Origin of the sequence: Desulfatiglans sp., from assembly GCA_012513605.1 — a bacterium.
In the GTDB taxonomy this organism is placed as follows: domain Bacteria; phylum Desulfobacterota; class DSM-4660; order Desulfatiglandales; family HGW-15; genus JAAZBV01.
In genome coordinates this window covers 1-22,819 of the sequence record JAAZBV010000082.1, presented here as the reverse complement: position 1 = coordinate 22,819, position 22,819 = coordinate 1, and the positions used below count along the sequence as shown (strand labels likewise).

At 42.1% G+C, this 22,819-nt stretch carries 18 protein-coding genes; 17 read left to right on the top strand and 1 reads right to left on the bottom strand.

Annotated features, from left to right (window positions below):
- The first annotated feature begins 310 nt into the window (after positions 1-310).
- The gene (locus GX654_10535; GenBank protein NLD37293.1) at positions 311-991 is read left to right on the top strand and encodes a hypoxanthine phosphoribosyltransferase; all 681 of its coding nucleotides are present in this window, start codon (positions 311-313) and stop codon (positions 989-991) included.
- Between the two features lie 93 nt (positions 992-1,084).
- Positions 1,085-2,875, top strand: coding sequence for an adenine deaminase (gene ade / locus GX654_10530; GenBank protein ID NLD37292.1), 1,791 nt, complete (start codon positions 1,085-1,087; stop codon positions 2,873-2,875).
- Between the two features lie 122 nt (positions 2,876-2,997).
- On the opposite strand, the gene GX654_10525 is transcribed toward ade, so the two are convergent.
- On the bottom strand, positions 2,998-3,372 hold the full coding sequence (locus GX654_10525) for a TIGR02147 family protein (protein NLD37291.1): 375 nt from the start codon (positions 3,370-3,372) through the stop codon (positions 2,998-3,000).
- Between the two features lie 28 nt (positions 3,373-3,400).
- On the opposite strand from GX654_10525, the gene GX654_10520 reads away from it, so the two are divergent.
- From GX654_10520 to GX654_10450, 15 genes are all read left to right on the top strand, one after another.
- A complete protein-coding gene (locus GX654_10520) occupies positions 3,401-3,607 on the top strand; it encodes a type II toxin-antitoxin system VapB family antitoxin (GenBank protein NLD37290.1) in 207 nt (68 codons plus the stop codon).
- Positions 3,597-3,737 (top strand): PIN domain nuclease, encoded by a 141-nt coding sequence (locus GX654_10515; protein ID NLD37289.1) that lies wholly within the window; start codon positions 3,597-3,599, stop codon positions 3,735-3,737. Before GX654_10520 ends, GX654_10515 begins: the two co-directional genes overlap by 11 nt.
- A 505-nt stretch (positions 3,738-4,242) precedes the next feature.
- The gene (gene selD / locus GX654_10510) at positions 4,243-5,292 is read left to right on the top strand and encodes a selenide, water dikinase SelD (protein NLD37288.1); all 1,050 of its coding nucleotides are present in this window, start codon (positions 4,243-4,245) and stop codon (positions 5,290-5,292) included.
- A gap of 553 nt (positions 5,293-5,845) precedes the next feature.
- Positions 5,846-6,475 (top strand): MotA/TolQ/ExbB proton channel family protein, encoded by a 630-nt coding sequence (locus GX654_10505; protein NLD37287.1) that lies wholly within the window; start codon positions 5,846-5,848, stop codon positions 6,473-6,475.
- Positions 6,475-6,984, top strand: a complete 510-nt coding sequence (locus GX654_10500; protein ID NLD37286.1) for a biopolymer transporter ExbD — start codon at positions 6,475-6,477, stop codon at positions 6,982-6,984. Before GX654_10505 ends, GX654_10500 begins: the two co-directional genes overlap by 1 nt.
- 11 nt (positions 6,985-6,995) lie before the next feature.
- A complete protein-coding gene (locus tag GX654_10495) occupies positions 6,996-7,490 on the top strand; it encodes a hypothetical protein (protein ID NLD37285.1) in 495 nt (164 codons plus the stop codon).
- Positions 7,491-7,506: 16 nt separating this feature from the next.
- Positions 7,507-7,845 (top strand): hypothetical protein, encoded by a 339-nt coding sequence (locus GX654_10490; GenBank protein ID NLD37284.1) that lies wholly within the window; start codon positions 7,507-7,509, stop codon positions 7,843-7,845.
- 57 nt (positions 7,846-7,902) lie between these two features.
- Positions 7,903-10,431: an AgmX/PglI C-terminal domain-containing protein gene (locus GX654_10485; GenBank protein ID NLD37283.1), complete on the top strand. Its 2,529-nt coding sequence runs from the start codon at positions 7,903-7,905 to the stop codon at positions 10,429-10,431.
- Between the two features lie 16 nt (positions 10,432-10,447).
- Entirely contained in the window at positions 10,448-11,188 is a 741-nt protein-coding gene (locus GX654_10480) for an outer membrane beta-barrel domain-containing protein (GenBank protein ID NLD37282.1), read from the top strand.
- Entirely contained in the window at positions 11,175-12,731 is a 1,557-nt protein-coding gene (locus GX654_10475) for a hypothetical protein (GenBank protein NLD37281.1), read from the top strand. Before GX654_10480 ends, GX654_10475 begins: the two co-directional genes overlap by 14 nt.
- A 29-nt stretch (positions 12,732-12,760) precedes the next feature.
- Entirely contained in the window at positions 12,761-16,171 is a 3,411-nt protein-coding gene (locus tag GX654_10470; GenBank protein NLD37280.1) for a tetratricopeptide repeat protein, read from the top strand.
- A 37-nt stretch (positions 16,172-16,208) separates the two neighbouring features.
- Positions 16,209-17,552, top strand: a complete 1,344-nt coding sequence (locus GX654_10465) for a hypothetical protein (protein ID NLD37279.1) — start codon at positions 16,209-16,211, stop codon at positions 17,550-17,552.
- 58 nt (positions 17,553-17,610) lie between these two features.
- Positions 17,611-18,423, top strand: coding sequence for a hypothetical protein (locus tag GX654_10460; protein ID NLD37278.1), 813 nt, complete (start codon positions 17,611-17,613; stop codon positions 18,421-18,423).
- A complete protein-coding gene (locus GX654_10455; GenBank protein ID NLD37277.1) occupies positions 18,416-20,059 on the top strand; it encodes a hypothetical protein in 1,644 nt (547 codons plus the stop codon). The genes GX654_10460 and GX654_10455 overlap by 8 nt, the downstream gene beginning before the upstream one ends.
- 25 nt (positions 20,060-20,084) lie before the next feature.
- Positions 20,085-22,454, top strand: a complete 2,370-nt coding sequence (locus GX654_10450) for a hypothetical protein (protein NLD37276.1) — start codon at positions 20,085-20,087, stop codon at positions 22,452-22,454.
- The last annotated feature ends 365 nt before the right edge of the window (positions 22,455-22,819 follow it).

Below are 22,819 nucleotides of genomic sequence, written 5' to 3'. Positions count from 1 at the left end.
TTTTTACAATAAGAAGCAGAACATCAAATTGTTCACATTGTGGCATCAGGGTCGAAGGCAACATAAATATTTTGAGACAAGGCATGCCCTGTCTCTACGATAGTAATAATATGCGGGGTATTTCAAGACATTCCTATGATGCCTGTGGGAATGAGAAAAGGTCGGGAATGAATCCCGCCCAAACGAAAACCCGGAACTTTTCCTTCTGGTTGTACACCTTGTCTTTATTAAGTAAAAAACCTATAATCTACATTATTAATCTAATAAATACTTTGCCTGGACTCTAAGCCAGAAACCAGCGGGGGAAAGAATGCCAGTGGATAAAGAGATTGACTATAGCAAAATGGTGGATCTTTGTTCTGTTGATTATCAATTGTCAGATCCGCCATTGAAACATCCTGATCAGAGGATTGATGGCCTGCTGATCTCTGCGGAGATGATTGAAAAAAGAGTCCGTGCCATTGCTAGACAGATCACCTCTGATTATCAGAGTAATGGTGAGCTGCTGGTTGTTCCTGTGCTTAAAGGCGCCTTTGTTTTTGCTTCCGATCTTATTCGGGAGATGCATAAGGCCGGTGCCCCTGGTCTTGCAGTTGATTTTATTAAAACAAGCACATACAGAGATGAAGTTAAGTCCACGCTTACGGAAAAACGGGAGGTAAAAATCGAGTTTGCGCCCGAAGATATCAAGGGCCGCCATCTCCTTGTTGTTGAGGATATAATTGATCAGTGTGCTACCATGCCTGTGATCCTGGACTTCCTAAATAAAGAAAAGGCAAAATCAGTAAAGACATGTGTCCTGATTGAAAAGAATCTATCAGGTACAGCCATTAATTCACAAAAAAGATTCCATTGTGATTACACCGGGTTCAGAGTTCCTGATCGCTGGATAGCCGGATACGGGATTGATGCTGGCCAGGATTTTAGAGAACTGCCATTTATAGTGGTGGTGAACGAGGCCTTTTACATGCGTACAGGTTCTCGTGCGTAACGCAAGAGTCAGCGGCGGTTGACTGAATGTAATTGTAGAATATCCATATACCTTTTTATCGAAATACCCCGGAGTAACCATGGGGAGGTCGGAGTGAAGGGCTTTAAGATGGAATATTCTCTGATAATAAAAAACGGAACCCTTATTGACGTTAGAAACAAGCGCCTTATCAGCGCTGATCTGATGATACGTGACGGCATCATCGTGCGTATCGGAAAGGCGGAGAGATCAGACAGAACAGAAAAACTGATAGATGCTGATGGACAATATATATCCCCCGGATTCATAGACAGCCATCTTCACATAGAAAGCAGCCTCCTGAGTCCGCTTGCCTTTGCGCAGAAGGCGGTTACCTGTGGAACCACCTCGGTATTTGTTGACCCCCATGAAATCGCAAATGTATGCGGCAGAAAAGGGATTGCTCTTTTCCTGGATCAGGCAGAACTAATGCCTGTGGATATGTTTATAGGTATTCCTTCCTGTGTCCCCACTACTGATTTTGAGGATGCTGGCGCATCAATCACCCTGAAAGATATAAAAGAATTAATTCATGACAGGAGGATTTATGGCCTGGGCGAGATGATGAATTATCCAGCTATTGTGCACGGACACGGGGACTTGAGAGAACGATGCAATTTTGTTTATGAATTCGGAAAAATTGTGGATGGGCATTGTCCCGGTCTCACAGGGGAAGATCTGGATATCTACATCACCAACGGCAAAATGGATGGGGTGCCCAGAATTACATCAGACCATGAGGTGAGCACTTGTGAGGAGTCCATTGAGAAAACGTCAAAGGGTATGCGTGTGGCCTTAAGGTATGGGAGCGCCGCTAAGGAGATGGAAAATATTTTGTCTGATCTTATAAAGAGGGGTGATGATCTTTCCATGTTCATGCTTTGTACTGATGATCATAACATTATGGATCTCTATGAAAAGGGGCACATGGACAGGATTATTCGCCGTGCCAGGGATATCATTGTGGAAAATTCAGCCCTGGATCATGATCGTGCGGCGATTTTAGCCATATCCCTAGCCACCCTGAACCCTTCAGAATATTTTTCAAAATTCTTCAGGTTTCATAATTTGCCGGAAACAGGTGAAATCGCTGTGGGTCGCAGGGCAAACCTCGTTATGTTATCCTCTCTAACAGAGCTTAAAATCAGACGGGTGATTTTTGCAGGAGATATTGTTTTGGAAGAAAATGAATTTATCGGGCAATGTGATATGCATGCTTATGATTACTCTGACTTTTATTGGCGTGCATACAGAGACAGGAGGTTTTCCCCGGAAGATTTCAAAATTCATTATAAAGGTAATGCAGACAACCTGTCTGTAAAGGTAATCGAGATTGATCCAGACAGTATCCTGACCCGAAAAAGAGAAACAAGGCTTCCTCTATCCCGGGGAGAAATCAAGGCGGATTACCTGAATGATATCTCAAAAATTGCGGTTATCGAACGACATAAGGGAACAGGCCAGATCTCGCTCGGCTTTGTGAAGGGGCTGGGTATTAAGAGGGGCGCCATTGCCTCAACCATCTCCCATGACAGTCATAACCTTGTAACCGTGGGCGTAAGAGACTCGGACATGGCAAGGGCAGTGAATTTTCTTTGCGAAAATGGCGGGGGTATGGCGGTAGCTTATGATGGTGATATTGTTGGAATGCCCCTTGAAATCTGCGGTCTGATGACAACTCAAAATTGTGAAAAGAGTGTCAGTGAATACAGGAGGCTTCTTAAAACAGCCAGAAAACTTGGGGTAACCCTTGACAATATATTCCTTAAAATTGCCTTCCTGTCCCTTCCGGTGATTCCCGAGCTAAGGATAACCAACCGTGGTCTTGTGGATGTTGATGCCTTTAAATTTGTGAGACTTTACTGAAATGGCATCCTAATCAGTTTAATGGTGTGGATTTTAAAAGTACGAACCATGTTGATCATATATAGTATGCCAAGTAAAAGTTATGAAGCATGCTCAACCAGGGCTTTGAGGGAGGGGGTTAATCAAAGCCCTGGAAGGAGCATGCAAACTTTTTGATCAATCACAGGGTAATACCACTTTGAAAAATATGCATAACCTGCCTTATCGATCTTGTGGGACTTGAGATAACCGTTCACTGTCATCATTTTTTTATAGTAATAATCCTTGTCATCATGGCTTGATGCCTGATTCATGAATACAAGGTTCTCAAAGTATTCCCTCTCCTGTTTTTTAAATTCAAATCCTTTGGCAACTTTTCCTGTACCCTCATTTGACAGATTTCTCTTGCCATCAATAATCAATTTTAAAAAATTGGGTGAGAAATAATATATTGTAAAAGACTTAACGCACCCGTGTTTATCCTTGACGCGTATACTTGGTATGCATAGAATAGCCATACTACATATATGGCATCAGGAGATGGCAATGAAAAAGACTACAGTATTCATAGAGGAACAACTCCTTGAAAAGGCAATTCAGGCTACCGGGGCACGAACAAAAAAAGAGGTAATTGAGGCAGGGTTGCAATCTCTGGTACGAATTCATAACAGAGAACTATTCAGAAAAGAACTTGGTACTTTTGATATAGCTCTGACATTAGATGAATTAAAGGAGTCAAGGAATGCCGATTAAACCTGCATTAATTGATACATCAGTATGGCTTTTTGCTTTTAGAAAGGATTTTATCCCGGAGATCAGAAGTCGAGTTGATGATCTATTAAGTAACAATCTTGTTTTCACTACTGGAATAATAAATCTTTAACTGCTTTCAGGTGCAAAGACAGATTCTGAATTTCAGCGCCTTAAGGATCGTTTAGTGACATTGGATGATATTATTACAGGCGGATATAATCTGGGACAAGGCAAGCCTCCTAGCGTTCAAACTGAGAAGAAAAGGAATAACTGTTCCCCATACAGATGTTCTCATAGCCGAATGCGCTATATTAGAAGGGTGTGTTCTTTTACACGCAGACAGACATTTTGATATTATTGCACAGCATACGGCCCTTACTGTTGAAAGTTATTTGAATATTGTAAGACAGTAACCGCCTGCCTGAAATAGTATGCAGAATCCTTCGTCTTATTTCAGCAGGTAAGAATGTTATATTTTCCAGGAATAATATAAAAGAATGATTTAAACGCTGGTGTCCATAATATAAGATTTTTTGGTTTGCAGTAATAAGATATCAAAAGACATTTTTTATTACATGTGATAATAAATTATATAAGTTTTCAGAATGCCGTATAATTAATTGAGATTACTATTTATGACCGTGACAAAAGAAAATAAAAGACTCACAGAGACTGTAAAAGGGGCGGGTTGAGCCGCAAAGCTGGGTCCGGCGGACCTGGCAAAGGCGCTTTGTGGTCTTGATCTTCCTCACAGTGATGATCTGCTTATAGGGTTGGATACATCGGATGATGCGGGTGTGCTCAGACTTACCGATGATCTGGCTCTGATCCAGACAGTGGATTTCTTTACCCCTATTGTTGATGACCCTTACTCATTCGGGCAGATAGCCGCTGCCAATGCCCTTAGTGACGTGTATGCAATGGGCGGCGTGCCCATTACCACCATGAATATCATAGGTTTCCCATTAAGCAAGATGGATATAAGCGTGCTTCAGGAGGTCTTAAGGGGTGGCCTTGACAAGATCAAGGAGGCAGGGGCCCTGCTTGTGGGCGGGCACAGCATTGAGGATGATGAGCTCAAATACGGCCTCTCTGTTACAGGTAAGGTGCACCCAAAAAAGGTGCTGGCCAACAGGGGGGCAAAACTAGGGGATATGCTTGTGCTTACCAAACCTCTCGGTGTTGGTATTGTCAATACGGCTATCAAGGGGAATCTCGCAGGGGATGACCTTATCAAAAAGGCTATTGAGATAATGTCAAGCCTCAATAAATACCCTGCAGAAGAGTTTGATGATTTCAGTATAAGCGCATGTACCGATGTAACAGGTTTTGGCCTTATCGGCCATGCCTGCGAGATGATCGATGATAAGACTGTTGGTTTAAGGTTCTTCAGGGATAAGATACCTGTTATTCCAGATGCCCTTGAGTTTGCCCAGATGGGCATTGTGCCGGCAGGAGCCTTAAGAAACAGGAAATACAGGGAGGGCCAGGTTGAAGATATTAAAAGCATTGACCCTGTGATGCTTGATATCTTATTTGATCCGCAGACATCCGGCGGCCTTCTTGTTGCCATAGATAAAAATCAGGCAGAGGATTTTGTAGCAAGGCTAAGGGCAAAGGGTATCCAGGATGCCGCTATTGTCGGTGAGTTTACCGAGGATTTTAAAGGTAAGATCGTTTTATAGTTTTTGCTCCGGTCTGCTTATGTATAAACACGGAAATCATCCCTGTTCATTGTCCGTAATTCCATATAAATGTGACTGGTTTTTCAGCCATTTTTACTTTGCGTATATATAAATGCACAGGCGGGAATCTCTTCATTTTTCTTAATACAACCTGATGCCTCCCATGTCCAGCCAGTAAAATGGCCTTCTCAAGGGGTTAAATAGATTAGGACTCAGATCGATTAAATGAAATTTTGGATTGAAAAGTAATATTAAGTAGACATTGCAGTGTCTAAAACACTGATAAAAGTCGTTATTAGTATTTAAAAGTAGACTTTTATTGGCAAATACATCTCTTCTCCTCTGTAATCAGGCACTCATGATTCGGTTCCATGCCAACCAAAAAAATATTTTTTCACTAGATAAAGTTTTTGTAACAATCTGAAAAATCATAAGTTATTCCTGTTTCCTACCATGTATTCCACCTTGGTGAATTATTTTTTGCACTTTCAATGGTATTGAAAATGCATTTCCATCTCCAAATTATAACAAGATGAAATTAAAGGAGGCTGGCATGTTCAACATGATTTCACAAGGTGGCACTTTTATGTACATAATTCTTGGCGTTTCCATTATCGCCCTGGCCCTGTTTTTTGAAAGGGCTTCATATCTCTATTTCAGGCTCAAACTAAATATGGATAAGGCCTTTTTCGGGATTATGAAGGCACTTGAAAAGGCAAACTACAGTGATGCTCTTAAAGAGTGTTCAAAAATAGAAAACCATCCCCTTGGAAGGATTCTCAAGGCAGGTCTTATAAAATCGGATAAAAAGGACAAGGATATTGAAAGGGCAATGGAAGAAAAGATACTGAGAGAGATCCCAAGGATAAAGGCGCGCATAAACCTTCTCACACTCTTTGCAAATATCTCTACACTACTGGGGCTTCTCGGAACAATACAGGGTTTGATGCTCTCCTTTAAAAGTGTGTCCAGCGCGAGTGAGGCCATGAAACAGGAGGTGCTGGCATCCGGTATATCGGTAGCCATGCTGACCACTGCATTCGGTCTTATCGTGGCGATACCATGTCTTATCGCATATTATGTGTTAAATAACAGGGGTGAGTTCATCATTGACCAGTTTGAAGAAAAGGCCCTCTCCCTTGCAAATTCTCTTTCCACTTTAAAGAAAGATGGGAGCATATAATGTCTGCCTTTTTGCGGCTTAAAAGAAAAGAGATGGAGGATGGTGAGCCAAATCTGGTCCCCATCATGAATATGTTCCTGGTCATAATCCCGTTTCTTCTGATGTCTGCAAGCTTTTATCATATAAAGGCTGTAAATACATCCATACCTGTCCTTTCAAGTGGTGATGCAGGTAAGGCCGGTGAAGAAGACTCTATCAGCCTGACTGTTGTAGCAGAATTCAAGAAGGAATCGATCAGGCTCTCAGTCATGAGCGATAGACTGACAGATCAAGAGCTTCAGCATTTTAAAGCAGAATACCCCACTGTAGGCGACAGCGGCTTTCCAATAGATAAATATTCAAGCCATCTAAAGGATATAAAGGCAAAGTATCCTAAGAGTGAAACCCTGATTCTGATACCTGACAACAGCACTGATTACGAGACCATTATTCGCGCAATGGACATGGCAAGAAAGGCAGGGGATGTAACCCTTTTCCCGAATGTAGTTTTATCCGGCTCAGCAGGATAGGAGTTAGATCAATGGGACTCGGTGCAAGAAGAAGAAAATCAGGCGTTACACCCAAGCTTATGCTCACATCAATGATGGACATGTTCACCATAGTGCTCCTCTTTCTTTTATGTTCACTTTCTGACAGGGTGGAAACTATCAAGCTGGATAAGGATCTTGATCTGCCGCGATCATCTGCCGAAATCAGGTACGACCAAAATCTCAAACTTGTATTAACCAGGAGCCAGTTGATGATTGATGATGAGAAGATCGCAGAAGTGAAAAATGGAAAGATAAACGGGGTTGATGAAAATGATCTCAAGGCATCTCTTCTGTATAAGCGGCTGAAAGAGAATTTTGAAAAGGACAAAGAAAAGGCAGTGGAGAACCCCGAGGAAAAAACAAAAGAACAGCAGATAGTATTTGTCTGTGACAAGAGCCATGAATTCAGGGTGATTAATCAGGTAATAAAAACAGCAGGGCTTGCGGGGTATCCCAACTTTCAGTTCGCAGTGCTGCAGCAATGATAAAAAGGAGAATGGCATGAAAAGGTTATATTTAAAAAGATTATCAACAGCCCTATTCTCAGCCTTGTTCATTTTGTGCACTTCATTCAATCTTCCTGCTGAGGATGAAAAGGCAGAAAAGATAGAGCAGGTTGACAAAGCAGATACGCCAGATAAGACAGACACTGCTCCTGATAAGGATTCTCTTATGGAACGTATTGACTTTGGAAACTCTTATATCCTGGGCCAGAGCATAAAATCAGGCGCCGTATATCTGCTGCATCGCAAAAAAAGCAACATAAAAACTATGCTTAAGACCAGGGACGATTACAGGAAGGAGATCCTGGAAGATCTGAAAGTAAGTGAGAAAAGGTAAATAATACTGACCTGTAGCAACGAAACATACATGTCAGTAAAAAAGGGTGGAGGTATTATGGAAAACATACATGCAGATAACAAAGAGTTAAAACCTGATAATGGCACAGCAAAAGTCGGAAACATTGCAGTTTCAAATTGTGAGAATCCCACCGCAGGATCAATCAAGATAGAGGTTTATAAGAGGAATGAATTTATTGGTAAAAAGGTATTCTCACAGGGGCGTATAGTCATAGGGAAAAGTCTTGAGGCAGACCTCGTACTTACTGACGAAACAGTTGCTGATCAGCATGCATGTATAACAGTGATAGATAAACAGATTGTAATCCTTGACCAGACACAGAAGGGAAGTCTATTGATAAATGGCGCATTATGCGGCATTTCCATTATTAATTTGACTGAACAGGTGGGCCTTGGCCCTTATTCACTTACGATTATCCGTCAGAAAGAGGTGATTGATGATAAATCATCGAATTTGGTCTCTGAAAATGAAAAATTAAAACAGATAAAGGCGGCAAACGGTAATGAAGATACTTCTTTCTCCAGTGCTACAGGTATATTTATTGCGGAGCAGGCCAAAAGAAATATCGATCAGATAAAAAAGGTTGAAACACCTGAAGTGGATCTATTCAGCCTGCTTGAAGGAAGTCAGGAACCTGAGAATACACTCTTTGACCTGGTGTTTGAAGGTGATATAAAAACAGGGTTTGCGGTTCAGGATGTTAAATCAAGCCTCTCAAAAATATTGAAGGTTGAGGAATCCCGAATTGAGCCATTTTTTAAAGGGAACAGGGTTATATTAAAAAGCAGCCTTGAGATAGAGACCGCAAAAAAATATAAAAGCTTTGTTGAAAAGAGCGGTGCAATATGCAGGCTCTATGCAAGCAGGATTTCAATAACTCATGATCCTGTCCAGTTAAAGACCGCGGAAAAAAAGGATGCCGTAATAAGTAAACCGACACTCATTAAAAAAGAGACAGAGAGCACTGCATATACAAAAAAGAATGAACCTGCTGAACCTGCAAGGCAATTCATAAAAAAGAGAGAAGAAAAGGCTGTTTGGAAATTTTACGGGGCAGAGACAGATGATGAGAGTGATGAGGATGATATTGACCTCCCGGCCGATTTTCTTCTGAAAGACAAGATAAATGACCTGAACAGGTCATGTGAATCGCTTAATACATCTAATGGCAAATATCTTGAGATCCTGAAGCTTAATGGAAATGAGATAATAGACATAAGGCATCTGAATGAAAATGAGAGATTTTTTATCACAGATGATATGAACAAACGGTTCTGTCTCGCTGAGTATACAGGGGCAGAGGATGCGCGTTTTTATTTCAGAGAGGATTTGCAGGGTTACCTTGAGACTGAAGACAGGCCCCCATTCAGTTTAGAAGAGTTTATAAAAGATGAAAACTGCACCAACAGGCGCAAGAGGATATTCGGCAAAACAATACCATTAAAAGCCAGGGCGGTTGTCTCTGACGGTTTTTTTGAATATCAGATGCGACTGGTAAGCAGATCATTAATACCGGAAGCGCCTGATGTTGCAAGGGCCCGGAAAAAGCCATACAAGCATCTTGGTGTCTCACTTGTCTTTCATATCGTCTTTTTAACATTCTTGGGGTTTATTCCATCTTTTCATAGTGAGAATAAGCCAGATGATGGACCACGTTTCGTTAAGCTTGATTCCGCTCAGATAGCAGAACTGGAAAAGGTAATCAATCCCCTGCCACAACATGAACCTAAACCTGAGCCTAAATCACCAGCACAGCCCCCGGTAAAAGAGCCGATAGTAAAGAAAAAACCTGAACCTGTGATCACAAAAAAGGAGCCGGTTAAACTCGCTGCTGACAGCAAACCCTCAGCGGAAAATACAGCTTCAGGGCCTGACAAGCATCCTGATGCAGGCGGCGGCTCTGGTAAAGGTAATGTGTCGGCCAGGAATATCAATCAGACAGGCATCCTTAGTATGATTTCCGATTCGGTTGGTATACAGCCGCGCAGCGCCCTGGCAGCGGTTACAAACCTTGATGCAGTATCAACTCCAAATGTCAGCGTTGATAATTTTAAGGTAGGTGGTGTTGTCGGAAAGCTGGGGACTGGCGAGATATCAGTGCCAAAGGCATCATCAGCAATAGTATCCACAAAGGGTTCCAGCCAGGTGCTGAGGAGTCATGGCGCCAGCGGTGAAGGAAGGGTCGCTGCGCTCCAAAAGGGTACAACTGGCGAAAAAGAGGTTATGGGCATGGTTACTGTAACGCCTGACAAATCAGTCAGGATAAGCGGTGGCCTTTCAATGGAGGCGGTAAAACGTGTTATTGATCAGCATCTGGATGATATCACCTATTGCTATGAAACCGAACTTATAAATAACCCGTCAATTATGGGCAAGGTGATGTTTGAATGGAAGATCATGTTGTCAGGAGAGGTTGGAGAGGTAAGAATCAAATCATCTTCAATTAACTCACATGAGATACATAACTGTATCAAAGAGTCTATTCGCGGCTGGCAGTTTCCTAAACCCAGTGGCGCTGAGGTTATAGTTTCATATCCGTTTGTATTTGATGTTGTTGCATTTTAAAGGAGGTCTATCAGTGATGAAAACGTATTTGGCAATTGTCGTCCTTTCAGTTTTTCTTTTTTTCCCTGCAAGTAATGCATCCGGTAAAGATACAAAGGATGAGGCAAAGGTCTATGCGGTGCAGAACCGCATATTTCACAGGGATCATGAGATAAATTTTGATATCGGTTATATTGCAAACGAGAATTTTTTCCACCCCTTTCCAATAGGATTCGGTTACATATTCAACCTGAACGAAAATTGGGGGTGGGAGGTCGCAAGGGCACAGTTTATCCTGGCGCCTGAAAATGATCTGAAATCTGATCTGGAAACACAATTCGGGGTCACACCTTCCGAGTTCGCAAAGCCAACATTCATGATTCATTCTCACCTTATTTATAAGCCATTCTATGGAAAAAATGCGGTGCTTAACAAAGGGGTGATAAACCATGAGACATATCTGTTTGCTGGCGGTGGGGTTGTGAACTACGATTGGAACTATCCTGAGGGGAGTAATCAGAATAGTGGTTCCACGAGTGAGATGGTTCCTTCTGCAAGTTTCGGGATTGGCAGTAAATACTTTATCAATGAAAAGTTATGCATCAATTTTGAGATCCGCGACATTATGAACTTCTGGAGCGACGGCATGGAAAACAGGATATATGTCGGAGTTGGTATAGGTTACAGGTTTAATCTTAAACCTAGAAAGGTTGAGAAGGACGAGACCTTTGAAAAGTTGAATCGGTACCTGAAAAAGGAAAAAGATGATGATATCTAGAACCAGAATATCTGTCTGCCTTTTGGCGGCAGTCATTATCTGCGGTAATGCAAATGCCCTGTCACCTGCCAAGATGATAAAGTCTCCTGTTAATTACATAAAAGAATTAATGGGTTTTAAAAAAGAGTTAAAAGAGAGGGCTGTTGAGAAGCCTGTTGTTATAGAAGGCAGTGAGGATGAAAAACAAAAAAGGTTTAAAAGGGGTTATGCTCTCTTTACAGAAGAGGACTATCAGGATGCGGCCATTGAACTGTACCGTTTCATGTCTATGTCATCACATGATGAGGATGACTATGAATGGGCCCAGTTCTTTTTTGGCATCAGCCTCAATAAACTGAAGTTGTCACACGCTGCAAATGATGTTCTGGGTGATCTCGTTACAAGGAAACCCAATCCCAGGATTGTTACCTATTCATTCGGGCTTCTGGAAAAAAATGTAAGCACACTTCCTCACGATGAAGAATTTATTGTAAGCCAGGTTGTTGGTGACCAGGACTACGGGTTTGTTGAAGGTGATATAGCAGACTTTGTCAACTACCTGCAGGGGCTTTATGACTGGGAACACAGATTTAAGGAATGGGGCAATGATCATTTTAAAAAGATAAATCCATCCTCCAAATATTATTATAATTACATCTATAAGAAGGCGCTTTTCTGTGTGTATGAAGATGATATTGACGGGGCAATAGGCTATCTGAAAGAGATATTGCGAAGCCGTAAGCCATCAAAGGAACTGAAGGATGAAAGCAGAAAGACTCTGGCGAGGCTTTTATATGAAAAGGGCGATTACAATAATGCAGACATGATCTACATGGATATAGAAAAAAACATTATTGAGCAGGCGGATAATCTTCTTGAAAGAGCATGGGTTCACTATCGCCTTGGAAACAGCGAAAAGGCAATGGGTCTTCTTTATTCTTTCCAGGCACCCAGTTTTGAAAATGCCTTCAGGCCGGAATATTTTATACTCAAATCATTTATATACAAGGATGTATGCAACTATAAAAATGCCCTTTATGTAGTAAATGAATTTAAAGAGAGGTATGGGGAGGCAATTACTAAACTTTATGAAAGAACTCTTCCTCAGGAAAATACCCCCCTGATGATGGTGCTCCTGAACAAGCCCGGGGTGGCAAAGACATTCAGATTCCTTGAGCTGCTGGAACAGGAGCTGGAGCTGGTTCAGGCAATCCCTGATGAATTGTTGAAAGATTACCTTGGCAGGATATATGAACTTCAGATTGAAGAGAGCAGCGAGACCTTAAGAAGACAGATAAATGAGGGTTATGAAATGATTGCTGATGATCTCTTAAGATATGAAGAGGATGCCTATCTGATGGAATACGAGATAGGTCTGGATATGTATCAGCGGGTCTATGAAAGTCAGTTTGCTGAAGAGAAGACTGTAAAAGAGAAGGTGGCAAAAGGGCTTGCACTGTTTGAGTTTCAGGGCGAATTCTGGAATGATGAGCTGGAGTCTTATGAGGTCACGCTTCAGAATAAATGCGAAAACATGGAAGAATGGGACATATTTTTCAAATGAGCAAAAACCAGAAAGGAAAATCAATAATAATGAGGCGTATCATTTGTACAGCCTGCATGCTCTTTATCCTGTTAGTAGCAAGGCTTTATGCCAATGAGGCAATAGAGGGTATTTACAAAACAACAGATAAGGAAGAGGAGCAGAAGCAGTTTCTTATAAAACTCAATCAGGATAACAGGAAGATAGACCTAGCAATAGAGAACACAAAGCTCCTGATAGACCGATCAAGAAGCAAACCCTATGTGCCTGAACTATATATGCGCATGGCAGAGCTTTATATCGAGAAAGCAAAGGTTGTCTATTTTATACAGAAAGAAAAAACCGGAAGGGAAAAGGCCTCTTCTCTGAATAAATTTGAGTATGAGGTTTTTAAAACCAGGGCGGTTGAGATATACCAGAGGATACTTGATCATTACCCTGATTATTCTGACAGGGATAAAGTCTATTTTTTTATGGCCCATGAACAGCGGGAGCTTAACAACATAGACGAGATGGTGAATTGTTATAAGACTTTAATAAAGAATCATCCGAAGAGTAATTATATCCCCGAGGCATACCTGCTTTTAGGGGACTATTATTTTGCCCAGCAGGAACTTGAACTGTCCACTGACCATTATAAAAAAGTGCTTGATTATCCTAAAAGTCCTGCAATAGCAATTGCCAGATACAAACTTGCCTGGTGTTTTATAAATGTTGTGGATTATGAGAATGCGATAAAGCTGTTTGAGGAGGCAGTAAGGGATATTGAGGCAAACAAGGAACTTGATGTGGATACATACAGGCATGTTGATGTGCGACTCGAATCGCTTATTGATATGGCCTACTGTTATCCTGAATACTATAAGAAAAGCACACCTGAAGAGGCGCTTGACTATTTTAAGAGATATTCCTGGTCAAGACAGTCATACACCATTGTAATGGAGAAGCTCGCAAACAGGTACTTTGCAAAAAGGAACTGGGAAATGGCAGCCACATTATACCGGGAGCTGTGTGATATAAGGCAGGATCCTGCAAAACTCCTTGAATACTGTAACAGTATATTTGAGTGTGTACAGGCTATAGGCACATATGACAGCGCAGACAGGGATGTGGATATAATAGTCAATGCACTTAAAAGACAGAAGTATTCCATAAATGTTGAGGAGAGCCAGAAGAAAAAGGATATAGAAAAGTATGAGACATATGCAAGAAATATAGTAACTCATCTTCATGACAGGGCAAGGAAAACAAAGTCAAAGGAATCTTTTAAAATAGCAGGGGCTGCCTACTGTAGCTACCTGGAATTTTTCGATAGAAGCCCGGTGAGTGCGGATATGCAGAAAAACTATGCGGAAGCACTTTTTTCTGCTGAAGAGTATCTTGAGGCAGGCAAGACCTATGAAAAGATCTTTAAAACTGTTTCTCTTAACCCACAGGATAAACAGGATAAATTATACAGTGCGATTATATCCTATTATAATGCCTTAAAGGAAAAGGAAAAGCTTAACAATTATGAGATAACATACGCTCGGCAGGGCATGAGGGCAACCGGAAAGCTTTATGCCTCTTCCTATCCACAAAGCCCGGTTATATCAGATGTGCTTTTCAATGTTGCCTGGGTCGCCTATGATTCAGGGATGAATGACAAGGCCGTAGAGGAATTAACAGCCTTTATTGAAAAGTATCCTGAAGGAGAGTCAGCAAAGGCTGCTGTGCATCTGGTGCTTGATATCTACAATATGGATGAAAATTACGAGGGGCTTTATGAATATGGAGAAAAGATATTAGGCAACGCCAGGATTGCTGACACCCAATTCAAACAGGAGATAGAAAGCATTGTAAATAATGCAGACTCAAAAATAGTATCATCCATGACTCTTGCTGCAGTGGATAACTGGGATCAGGGAAAGCAAAAGCTCATGAATATTGCTGATGACAAGACATCCTCAGGCATGGGAGAGCAGGCCCTGAATGCGCTTGTTGTATCGGCCGTGGAAAAGAATGATTATGAAACCCTCTTTACAGCCGGTGAATCACTGGTCAGCAAATACCCTGAGGCTATACGCTCAAAAGAGACAATGAACAGGATGATAGATATATCATACAAGATTGGTCAGTTCAGACTGCTGGTTGAGTATATGGAATCATTCCTTAAGATCGAGCCTGGCCACAAGTCAGCAGCAGATTTTTTAAACCAGGCAGCAAAGATAAGGGAGAGTTTTGGTCAGTATGATTTGGCAAATAGACATTATCAGGCACTGCTAAACCATCCATTGTATTCAAAAAAGGATCAGGAAGAGATTGTCTTCACTATTACAAGAAATGCATTGAAGACTCAAAATTACGAAGAGGTATTATCGATCCTGAAAAACAGGTATGCATCTCTTGGCACAACAGGGAAGATTCATGCTGATGCGATAATGGCCTGGATCTATTATCAGAAAAATGAAAATGAGAATGCGAAAAGATATCATTTAAACGCCCTGAAATCCTATGAAAAGGGGTTGGGTAAAAAAGACCCTGCAATGAATGATGCGGTAGCAAGGATTGTTTTTTCAGAGGTTAACAAGCTTGAAGCCAGATACTATGCGCTGAAGCTTGTGGAGAATATAGATAATGCGATTGTAAAACAAAAGACAGATTTACTCGCTGACCTTGAGAAAAAATATGAACAGGTAATTGGTTACCAGTCTCCTGAATGGGCACTTAAAGCATGTTATCAGACTGCACTTCTAAATTTCGAGTTTGCCTCATTTTTGAAGAATGCCCCGCTTCCTGAACTGACCGAGGAAGAAAAGCAGGCATATATGGCTGCTATAAACGAAAAGGCCTCTGGCTACACAAAAAAAGGTAATGAGTATATGGGTACCTGTGCAGATCTCTCAAGAAAATGGGAGATCTGCGACCCCGGGATGGTTGCCTATTACCAGTTTGAATACAGGTCAGACACTCAGGGCAAAACCTTTAAAATATTTAATGGCAGTATTTCTGAGGGCCAGGTCGGTAAGGAAAGTTTAAGCGACCGGCAGTTCAAAGCTGTATATGATGCCCTTTACAGCAAATCCGGGCAGTTTGCAAGCATGCTGGCCCTTTCAAAGGCATATATAAATAAAAGAGATTTTGGTCAGGCGATCCTTGTGGCAAGGAGCATGATGGAAAATATGCCGGATAAGGATAAAAAATCAGAGGCCGTACTTTATACAATAATGGGGGTATGTCACCTCTATATGGGAGAGGATACACTTGCAAGGGATGAATTTAAGCAGGCCCTCAATCTGGACAAGAATTTAACGGAGGCAAAGATCAACCTTGCAGGTCTCTATTCATACTATGGACACAAGGATAAGGCAATGGCACTCAAAACGGAAATCAATGCTTCAGGAAATATTGATTCATCAGAGCTTATTCATCCTAAGGCAAAGGAATACTATTATGCTGACATGCGGACAACGAAAAATTAAGCCAACATTACATTTAATAATAACCATCCTGGCAGGAATGATGCTTATTTATGGATGTAATACCAAGAAAAAAGGGGGTGGAGGAAGCCAGACTAATGAACCCCCTGTGTACCAGCCATCAAACCCAAGACAATGGGATATGCATCTTGTAAAACATCTTGATGCTGAAGGTCTTCTGACACCTGGTGTAACTGCTGTAAAGGGTAGTGATGGCAATATCAGGTTTGCCTATTTCAGTGACGGTACAGATTACAATAATGAAAACCGTTACAATATAAATATTATCCTGTGGGATAGCGTTGCAAACAGCATTATAAGTGAAGAGATTCTAAATCCGACCCCTCCTGAAACAGGAGGAGAAGGGCTCGACAACTGTAATTCCCTTGCTTTGGCGCTAAATAATTCTAATGCCCCTGTTATAGCCTACCAGGGAGGACTATTCAGGGATCAGGCCCCCAGCGATGGAGAGCAGTCTGATGTAATGTTCAGTATTCGGGGAGTCAACAACTGGACAGAATATACAGGAGCTATCGGGTATGTTGATCGTAATCCATTCTATGATGGCCTTGCAGGAAGTGACCTCTCTTTGGCTGTTGATTCAGCAGGTAATATTCATATCGCCTTCCAGTTCTATTTTGAAGGCATGGATTCATACAATTTTGAATATCCGGCATTGAATTATATCAGGCATGAAAGGAGCTCCCTTGGTGATCCTGTAGCAGACAGTGAGTGGCCAGACATGGAGGAGACTGTATATGGAAGTGTTTTCACACAGACATCGGCAGTTCATAGAGGTGTTGGTTACGGATGTAAACTGCTCCTTGATAACAGCAATAATCCGGTTGTCTTTTTTTCAGAACACACTGATCACAGCAATACATACGGGTTATGGTTTGCACGGAGAAACAGTAATGGAGAGTGGTCAAGGCAGTGGGTGGAACAGGTTGGTAACGGGTGGACAATAGGAGACATCAGTGCTGCAAAAACCAGGGATGGCACTTTTGCTGTAGCCTATACAAAGGTGTGCCTTGATTGTGATGATGATGAGGGAGATCACCTGAAATATGCCGAGCAATCAGGTAATGGCTGGAGTGTTCGGATAGTAGATCAGTCATCAATTTGCGGTCATAGCCCCTCTCTTGCATTTGATTCGGCGGGTAATCCTGCAATAGCCTATTATGATAAACGCAGCTACATAGGCAGGAGCAGAAAATTTCTCAAGTTTGCCAAGCATAATGGATCTATATGGGGGTCTGAAACTGTTGCAGAGGATCATGACTATGGTCACAATAACACCCTGTGGTTTAACTCAAACAACATACCTGTTATTTGCTCATATTCAGAGGCAAGGGACAATATCGCAATATTTGTAAAACGTTAAAGATGGTTTTGATTGGTTTATACGCTCTATATAGTATTAGAACTGAGGAGGTAAGGTCATGAAAAATAAATTTAAGAAAAAAATAGTCCTGGTAGCGGGGTGCGCCATTATTTTATTGTGGCCCGCAAACAATGCATTTGCAGGATGGGCAAATGATATCTTTGATGAGTGCCCTGATGACCAGTGCGGGGCGCCACCATCCGGCGGAATAGGTGGAGGAGGGGCCGGCGGCGGTCCTCTTGTAATTTCCTATAACTTTGGGCCAAGGTTCTACCCTATGGAGGATTTCGATTATGACGGCGTGTTTGATCTTCTTGATAACTGCCCTTTTACACCTAATGAGCAGACAGAAAATCAGGATGGAGACGATTTCGGCGATGCCTGTGACAACTGCCCTGGAATAGCAAATAATGATCAGCTCGATACTGATGGAGATGGTCTAGGCGATGCCTGCGATGACGATGACGATGATGATGGCATCCTGGATATCCATGATACATGCCCTCTTCATTATGACCCGAGCGGCGCTGATCATGATGGTGATGGCATAGGAGACATATGTGATGATGATGATGACAATGACGGCATACCGGATACTGTGGATAACTGCAGGCTGATTGCCAACCCTAACCAGGAAAACAGTGATTATTACTCAGTTGGCGATAATGAAGGGGATCATTGTGATAATGATCTTGATAATGACGGTTTTCTTGAGCCTGATGAAGACCTCTGTCCAAAATGCAGATCATTTACAAATAATGACTTTGATAATGATGGTATTGGAGATGCCTGCGATAACTGTCCCAAGACATACAACCCGGACCAGGCAGACAGTGATCATGATGGAATAGGAGATGCCTGTGATGCCTAGACCCCTGATTTCAATATTATCTCTAAGCATGCTGCTTATTATCGCAGCATGCGATGCCCCGCCCCTTGAAAGATTTATGGTCAGGGATGAGGTAACAATAAACGCTACATTTCTTACAGAGGATCCTGAAAATATTATATTTCCGGTCAAGGTGCTCTTTGCAATAGACTGTTCAGGAAGCATGGGGGGCACCGTCCCCGGCCTGGAAGGGGGTTCTGATCCAGAAGGGCTGAGGCTGGATGCGGTAAGAGAGTTCGTAAATGCCTATAACACTGCAGAGTACCCAAATGTCTCATTTGAAGTAATGCTCTGGAATCTCTCCATAATGGACACAACAAGGAATGATAATAATCAACCGGGATTTACACGGTCGGTTACTGAAATCAACAGGGTGCTAAATGGAGCGAATAATCAGTCCATGACAGATTACCTCGGCACCATAGATGCGATAAGGGTGGATATTGAAAATGACATACGAAGAACAGCCCAGCAGACAGGCGGTGCTGACACACTTGTAAGGACAAAATATATTGTACTGTTTTTCAGTGACGGGCTGCCCAATGTGCCTGACGGCACTGGCGGATCCATGACCCAGTCTGATGCTGATATATTTGAAAGGGTTGAGGAACTCAATGATATGGTAAATGAAAACGGTGTTGGCGGGTTTAATTTCCATACCTTCCTGCTTTCGGCCCTTTTCGGAACAGGTGATGAGGCAGACAGGCAAAGGGCGGTAAATACCCTGCAGCAGATGTCCCACAGGGCTGGCGGTGTATTTACTGAATTCCAGAATGCTGAGGCGATAGATTTTGTGAATGTCACTGATTTAAGGCTTACAGCAGAATATACAATAGAATTTGTGCTTGCATTTAATCATAATGTCAAACCCGGTACTGAGCTTGTTCATGTGGACAGCGATGATGACTGGCTGACTGATATCGAGGAATTGCAGTATGGCACAGACCCGCAAAATCCTGATTCCGATTATGACGGGATGGGTGATTATTTTGAGATTAAGATGAGTTCTCCACAACAGGAGCTGAATCCACTGGTCTTTGACAGCCCCAGCCAGGCATCTGCTGATGGTTTTTGGCCAGACACCGATTTTGACGGTCTTACAGACTGTGAAGAATACCTGAAGGGTACCAATAGATATATGGTGGATACTGATCAGGACGGCATACCGGACGGAATTGAATTTTTTATGGGTACAAATGCCCTGTTAAACAACCTTGTAAAAGACAGCGATTTTGACGGGAGCCCTGATTGGCTGGAGGTAAGAAGCCATACCAATGTAAACGCCAATGATCCGCAGATCAGGAGGGATAACAGTTACCAGTACAACCTGATAGATCAGGGATATCCAAGGGATGCGGAGACCGGGTCTCTTCTATCTATGCGACAGTATAACCTCACTGTATCCAATATTGATATCATGAATACACTTGGCTACGCTGTCGATGGCATTACCTATCTGAATCCGGGCGACAATATTATACGTCTGTATATTGCCCAGAGACCGGCTGATCTTCCCAATAGCTCGTTGATATACAGGATGGCAGAGATACAGATTAACTATAATGAAACATTGCGGGATATTTATCTGACCCCTAACGATTTTGAACTACTTGACTGATATTCTTTAAGATGGAGGTGCTGTCATGAAAAAAATAATATATGTAGCAATAATGGTTTTAACCTTAAGTTCCTGTAATTCAGATGGACCAGGCAACAACACTACGGACAATACGACTAATGGTGAATTAAGACTTAACCAGGCTGTTTCAGGGACCATATCTGAAGTGGGAGAGGTAGACCTCTATCATATAAGGGTAAATGATGCTAATTCGATACTGTCTGTTTCAGCAAAAGGGAATACAGTTCATCCGAAGGTTGATCTGCTTGTAACTGTTTATCAGAATGAAATTAATGAAGACAACAGGATAATGGCGGATCATGCTGTTGAAAACGCATACCTTCCAGCCAATGTAAACATGAATGTATACGTTGACAGGCCAAAGGATATATATATCCTGGTAAGAGATTTTATGGATGATGAGTCTGACCCTGAACAGCGGTATCATTTGACTGTATCGACTACAGCATCTAATGAAGAAAACAACAGCTTTTCAAGTGCAACTTCTTTGATTGTTAATGACACCAGTGGCGGAGTAGTAGACAAGATTGACTATATTGGTGATAAGGATTGTTTCTCATTTACAATCAACCAGGAGGGGATATATGCCATATCAATCGACTATGACCCATTCACTGGTGGAACAGGTGTAAGGCCTGCAGCTCAGCTATATGGGCCAACCGGCCAGCTTATTGATACTACAACAGGGATATCAGGAAACGGTTTTGTATTTATGACTCACCTGACCCCATCGGTAACACCCTATCATCTGATTGTAGAGGATACAGGTAATGATCATTTTGACCAGTCTTCTCTGTACAGCATCAGTGTAAACACTGTAAATGCTAACGAGATATTTGAGAATGATACAATGGCTGAAGCGACTCTGCTATCTGACAGAGGGGGGTATCTTTTTTCAGTAAATGCTGCCCTTGACTATTCATCTTCTATAGAGAGTGATAATTATACAGGTGATAACGACTGGTACAGGATACCTGTTGAAGGTATTAATCTTGGCGGTATAAAGGTACTGAATATCACCATGACCGATCAGAATAACGTTAAGAACCTTGCTTACAGAATAAGCCTCATGGAGGAATCAGGGGCGGTATTATTTACCCATGATTATATTGGAGGCAATACACCGTATATCACCCAGATAAAGGCAGGAGCAGGTGACCACTATCTCCTCATTCAGGCAGCCGGAACAGGCAGGGTACAGAAAAGTGAAGAATATACAGTTGATGTTGAGGTGATTGGAGTAGCTGATCCTGCTGAAGCAGGTAACGGTAACAATACAGAAAGTAATGCAACTATTATTACATCGGGTGCAGTGACGGAAGGTAAAATTGCCTTCAGGGGTGATGTAGACTGGTACAAGATACAGGTGCCTACAGGCAGTCCAAAAATTATTGAGATTTTTCTTGAAAGCGAAACCTCACTGGTGGAATATGATGTACAGATAAAGCTGAATAACAATATCCTTAAAAGAATGTATGACACAGAGGGTTCAGATGCTGTTACCATGCTATCGACAAGCATTTTTATAGATGCCAATTCTCAGCCAACAACAGACTACTATATTAAGGTTGCTGATTACCAGGATGATGATGGTGACTCTATCCCCTATAACCTTTTAATAAATGTTGTGCCAATACCTGCTGATGCAAATGTTTCAACCGCGCCCGGAAATGAGTATCGTTATTACTTCAGCGAGGTTGAAGAGCGGGACATGGATGCCAGCAGGTCTACTGACCTTGAGCTTGAAATCTGGACAACAGAACAGCCTGAGTTCAAGGCGGATACCAGCCTTTTAAACTTTAGGGCAACGGATCTTGCTGCATTGAACATAACAAAAGCAAATAACCCTGATGGCACGGTAACTATCACCTTCCCGTGGATAGCAGGTTTTGTGGATTACCAGGGTGACAGGGACTTTTTCAAGCTTGATCTTGATACCCTTGATCCGGCAAGTCCTGATACCCAGTGGTATTATGATGTGGAAATAAGGCTTGCAACCAGGGCCGCGACAGATGTGGAATATAACTGGAAGTTCTACCGTGACCATAATGGTAATGGCATTATCATGGATAACCCGGGAGCAGAAGACGGCTACAAGGCAAATAACGGTGATGTTACCCTAACCAGTGAGGCCATAGATATTACTACTCCGTCAGGCTCAGAGGAATTTTATGTGGGTGACAGGTGGACAACTGAAAATCCGAGGGATTACAGTGTCTATATAGGTATGAGTGATTTTGATTATAGAAACCTGCCCACATCAAACCCGGATAATCCGGTAATAAATCCAGACCCTGACAATGATTGGGGATATGATGCGCCATATTATTTCAAGGTTGTTTTGACCTATCATCCGGGGGTCTCTTACCCTTAATGATATAATATAAGTTCCTTCCAAAAAGACCCCCCTGTGAAGTTACTGTGGCTTCATAAGGGGGTTTTGCTTTCAATCTTCCTTGTCCCGGCGTAGCTTCTCCGACCACCATAGCTTCAGCGACGGTGGTTAGCAAATGCGGTTAGCGAAGAGGGAAGCCTTCAGCCTTGAGCTTTTCCGAACAGCCTATAGTCTATAGTCTATAGTCTAAATCCTGCTATGCCTAAAGCCTGCTATGCCTAAAGCCTGCTATGATAAAAATCAACAAATTAGCACAGACTTTCTTATTTTTAAAAATTAAATATTCATATTCCCTCTGATGCTGATGCCAAGGACGCTTTGCTAGAGTCCCCGGCCGAAAGACA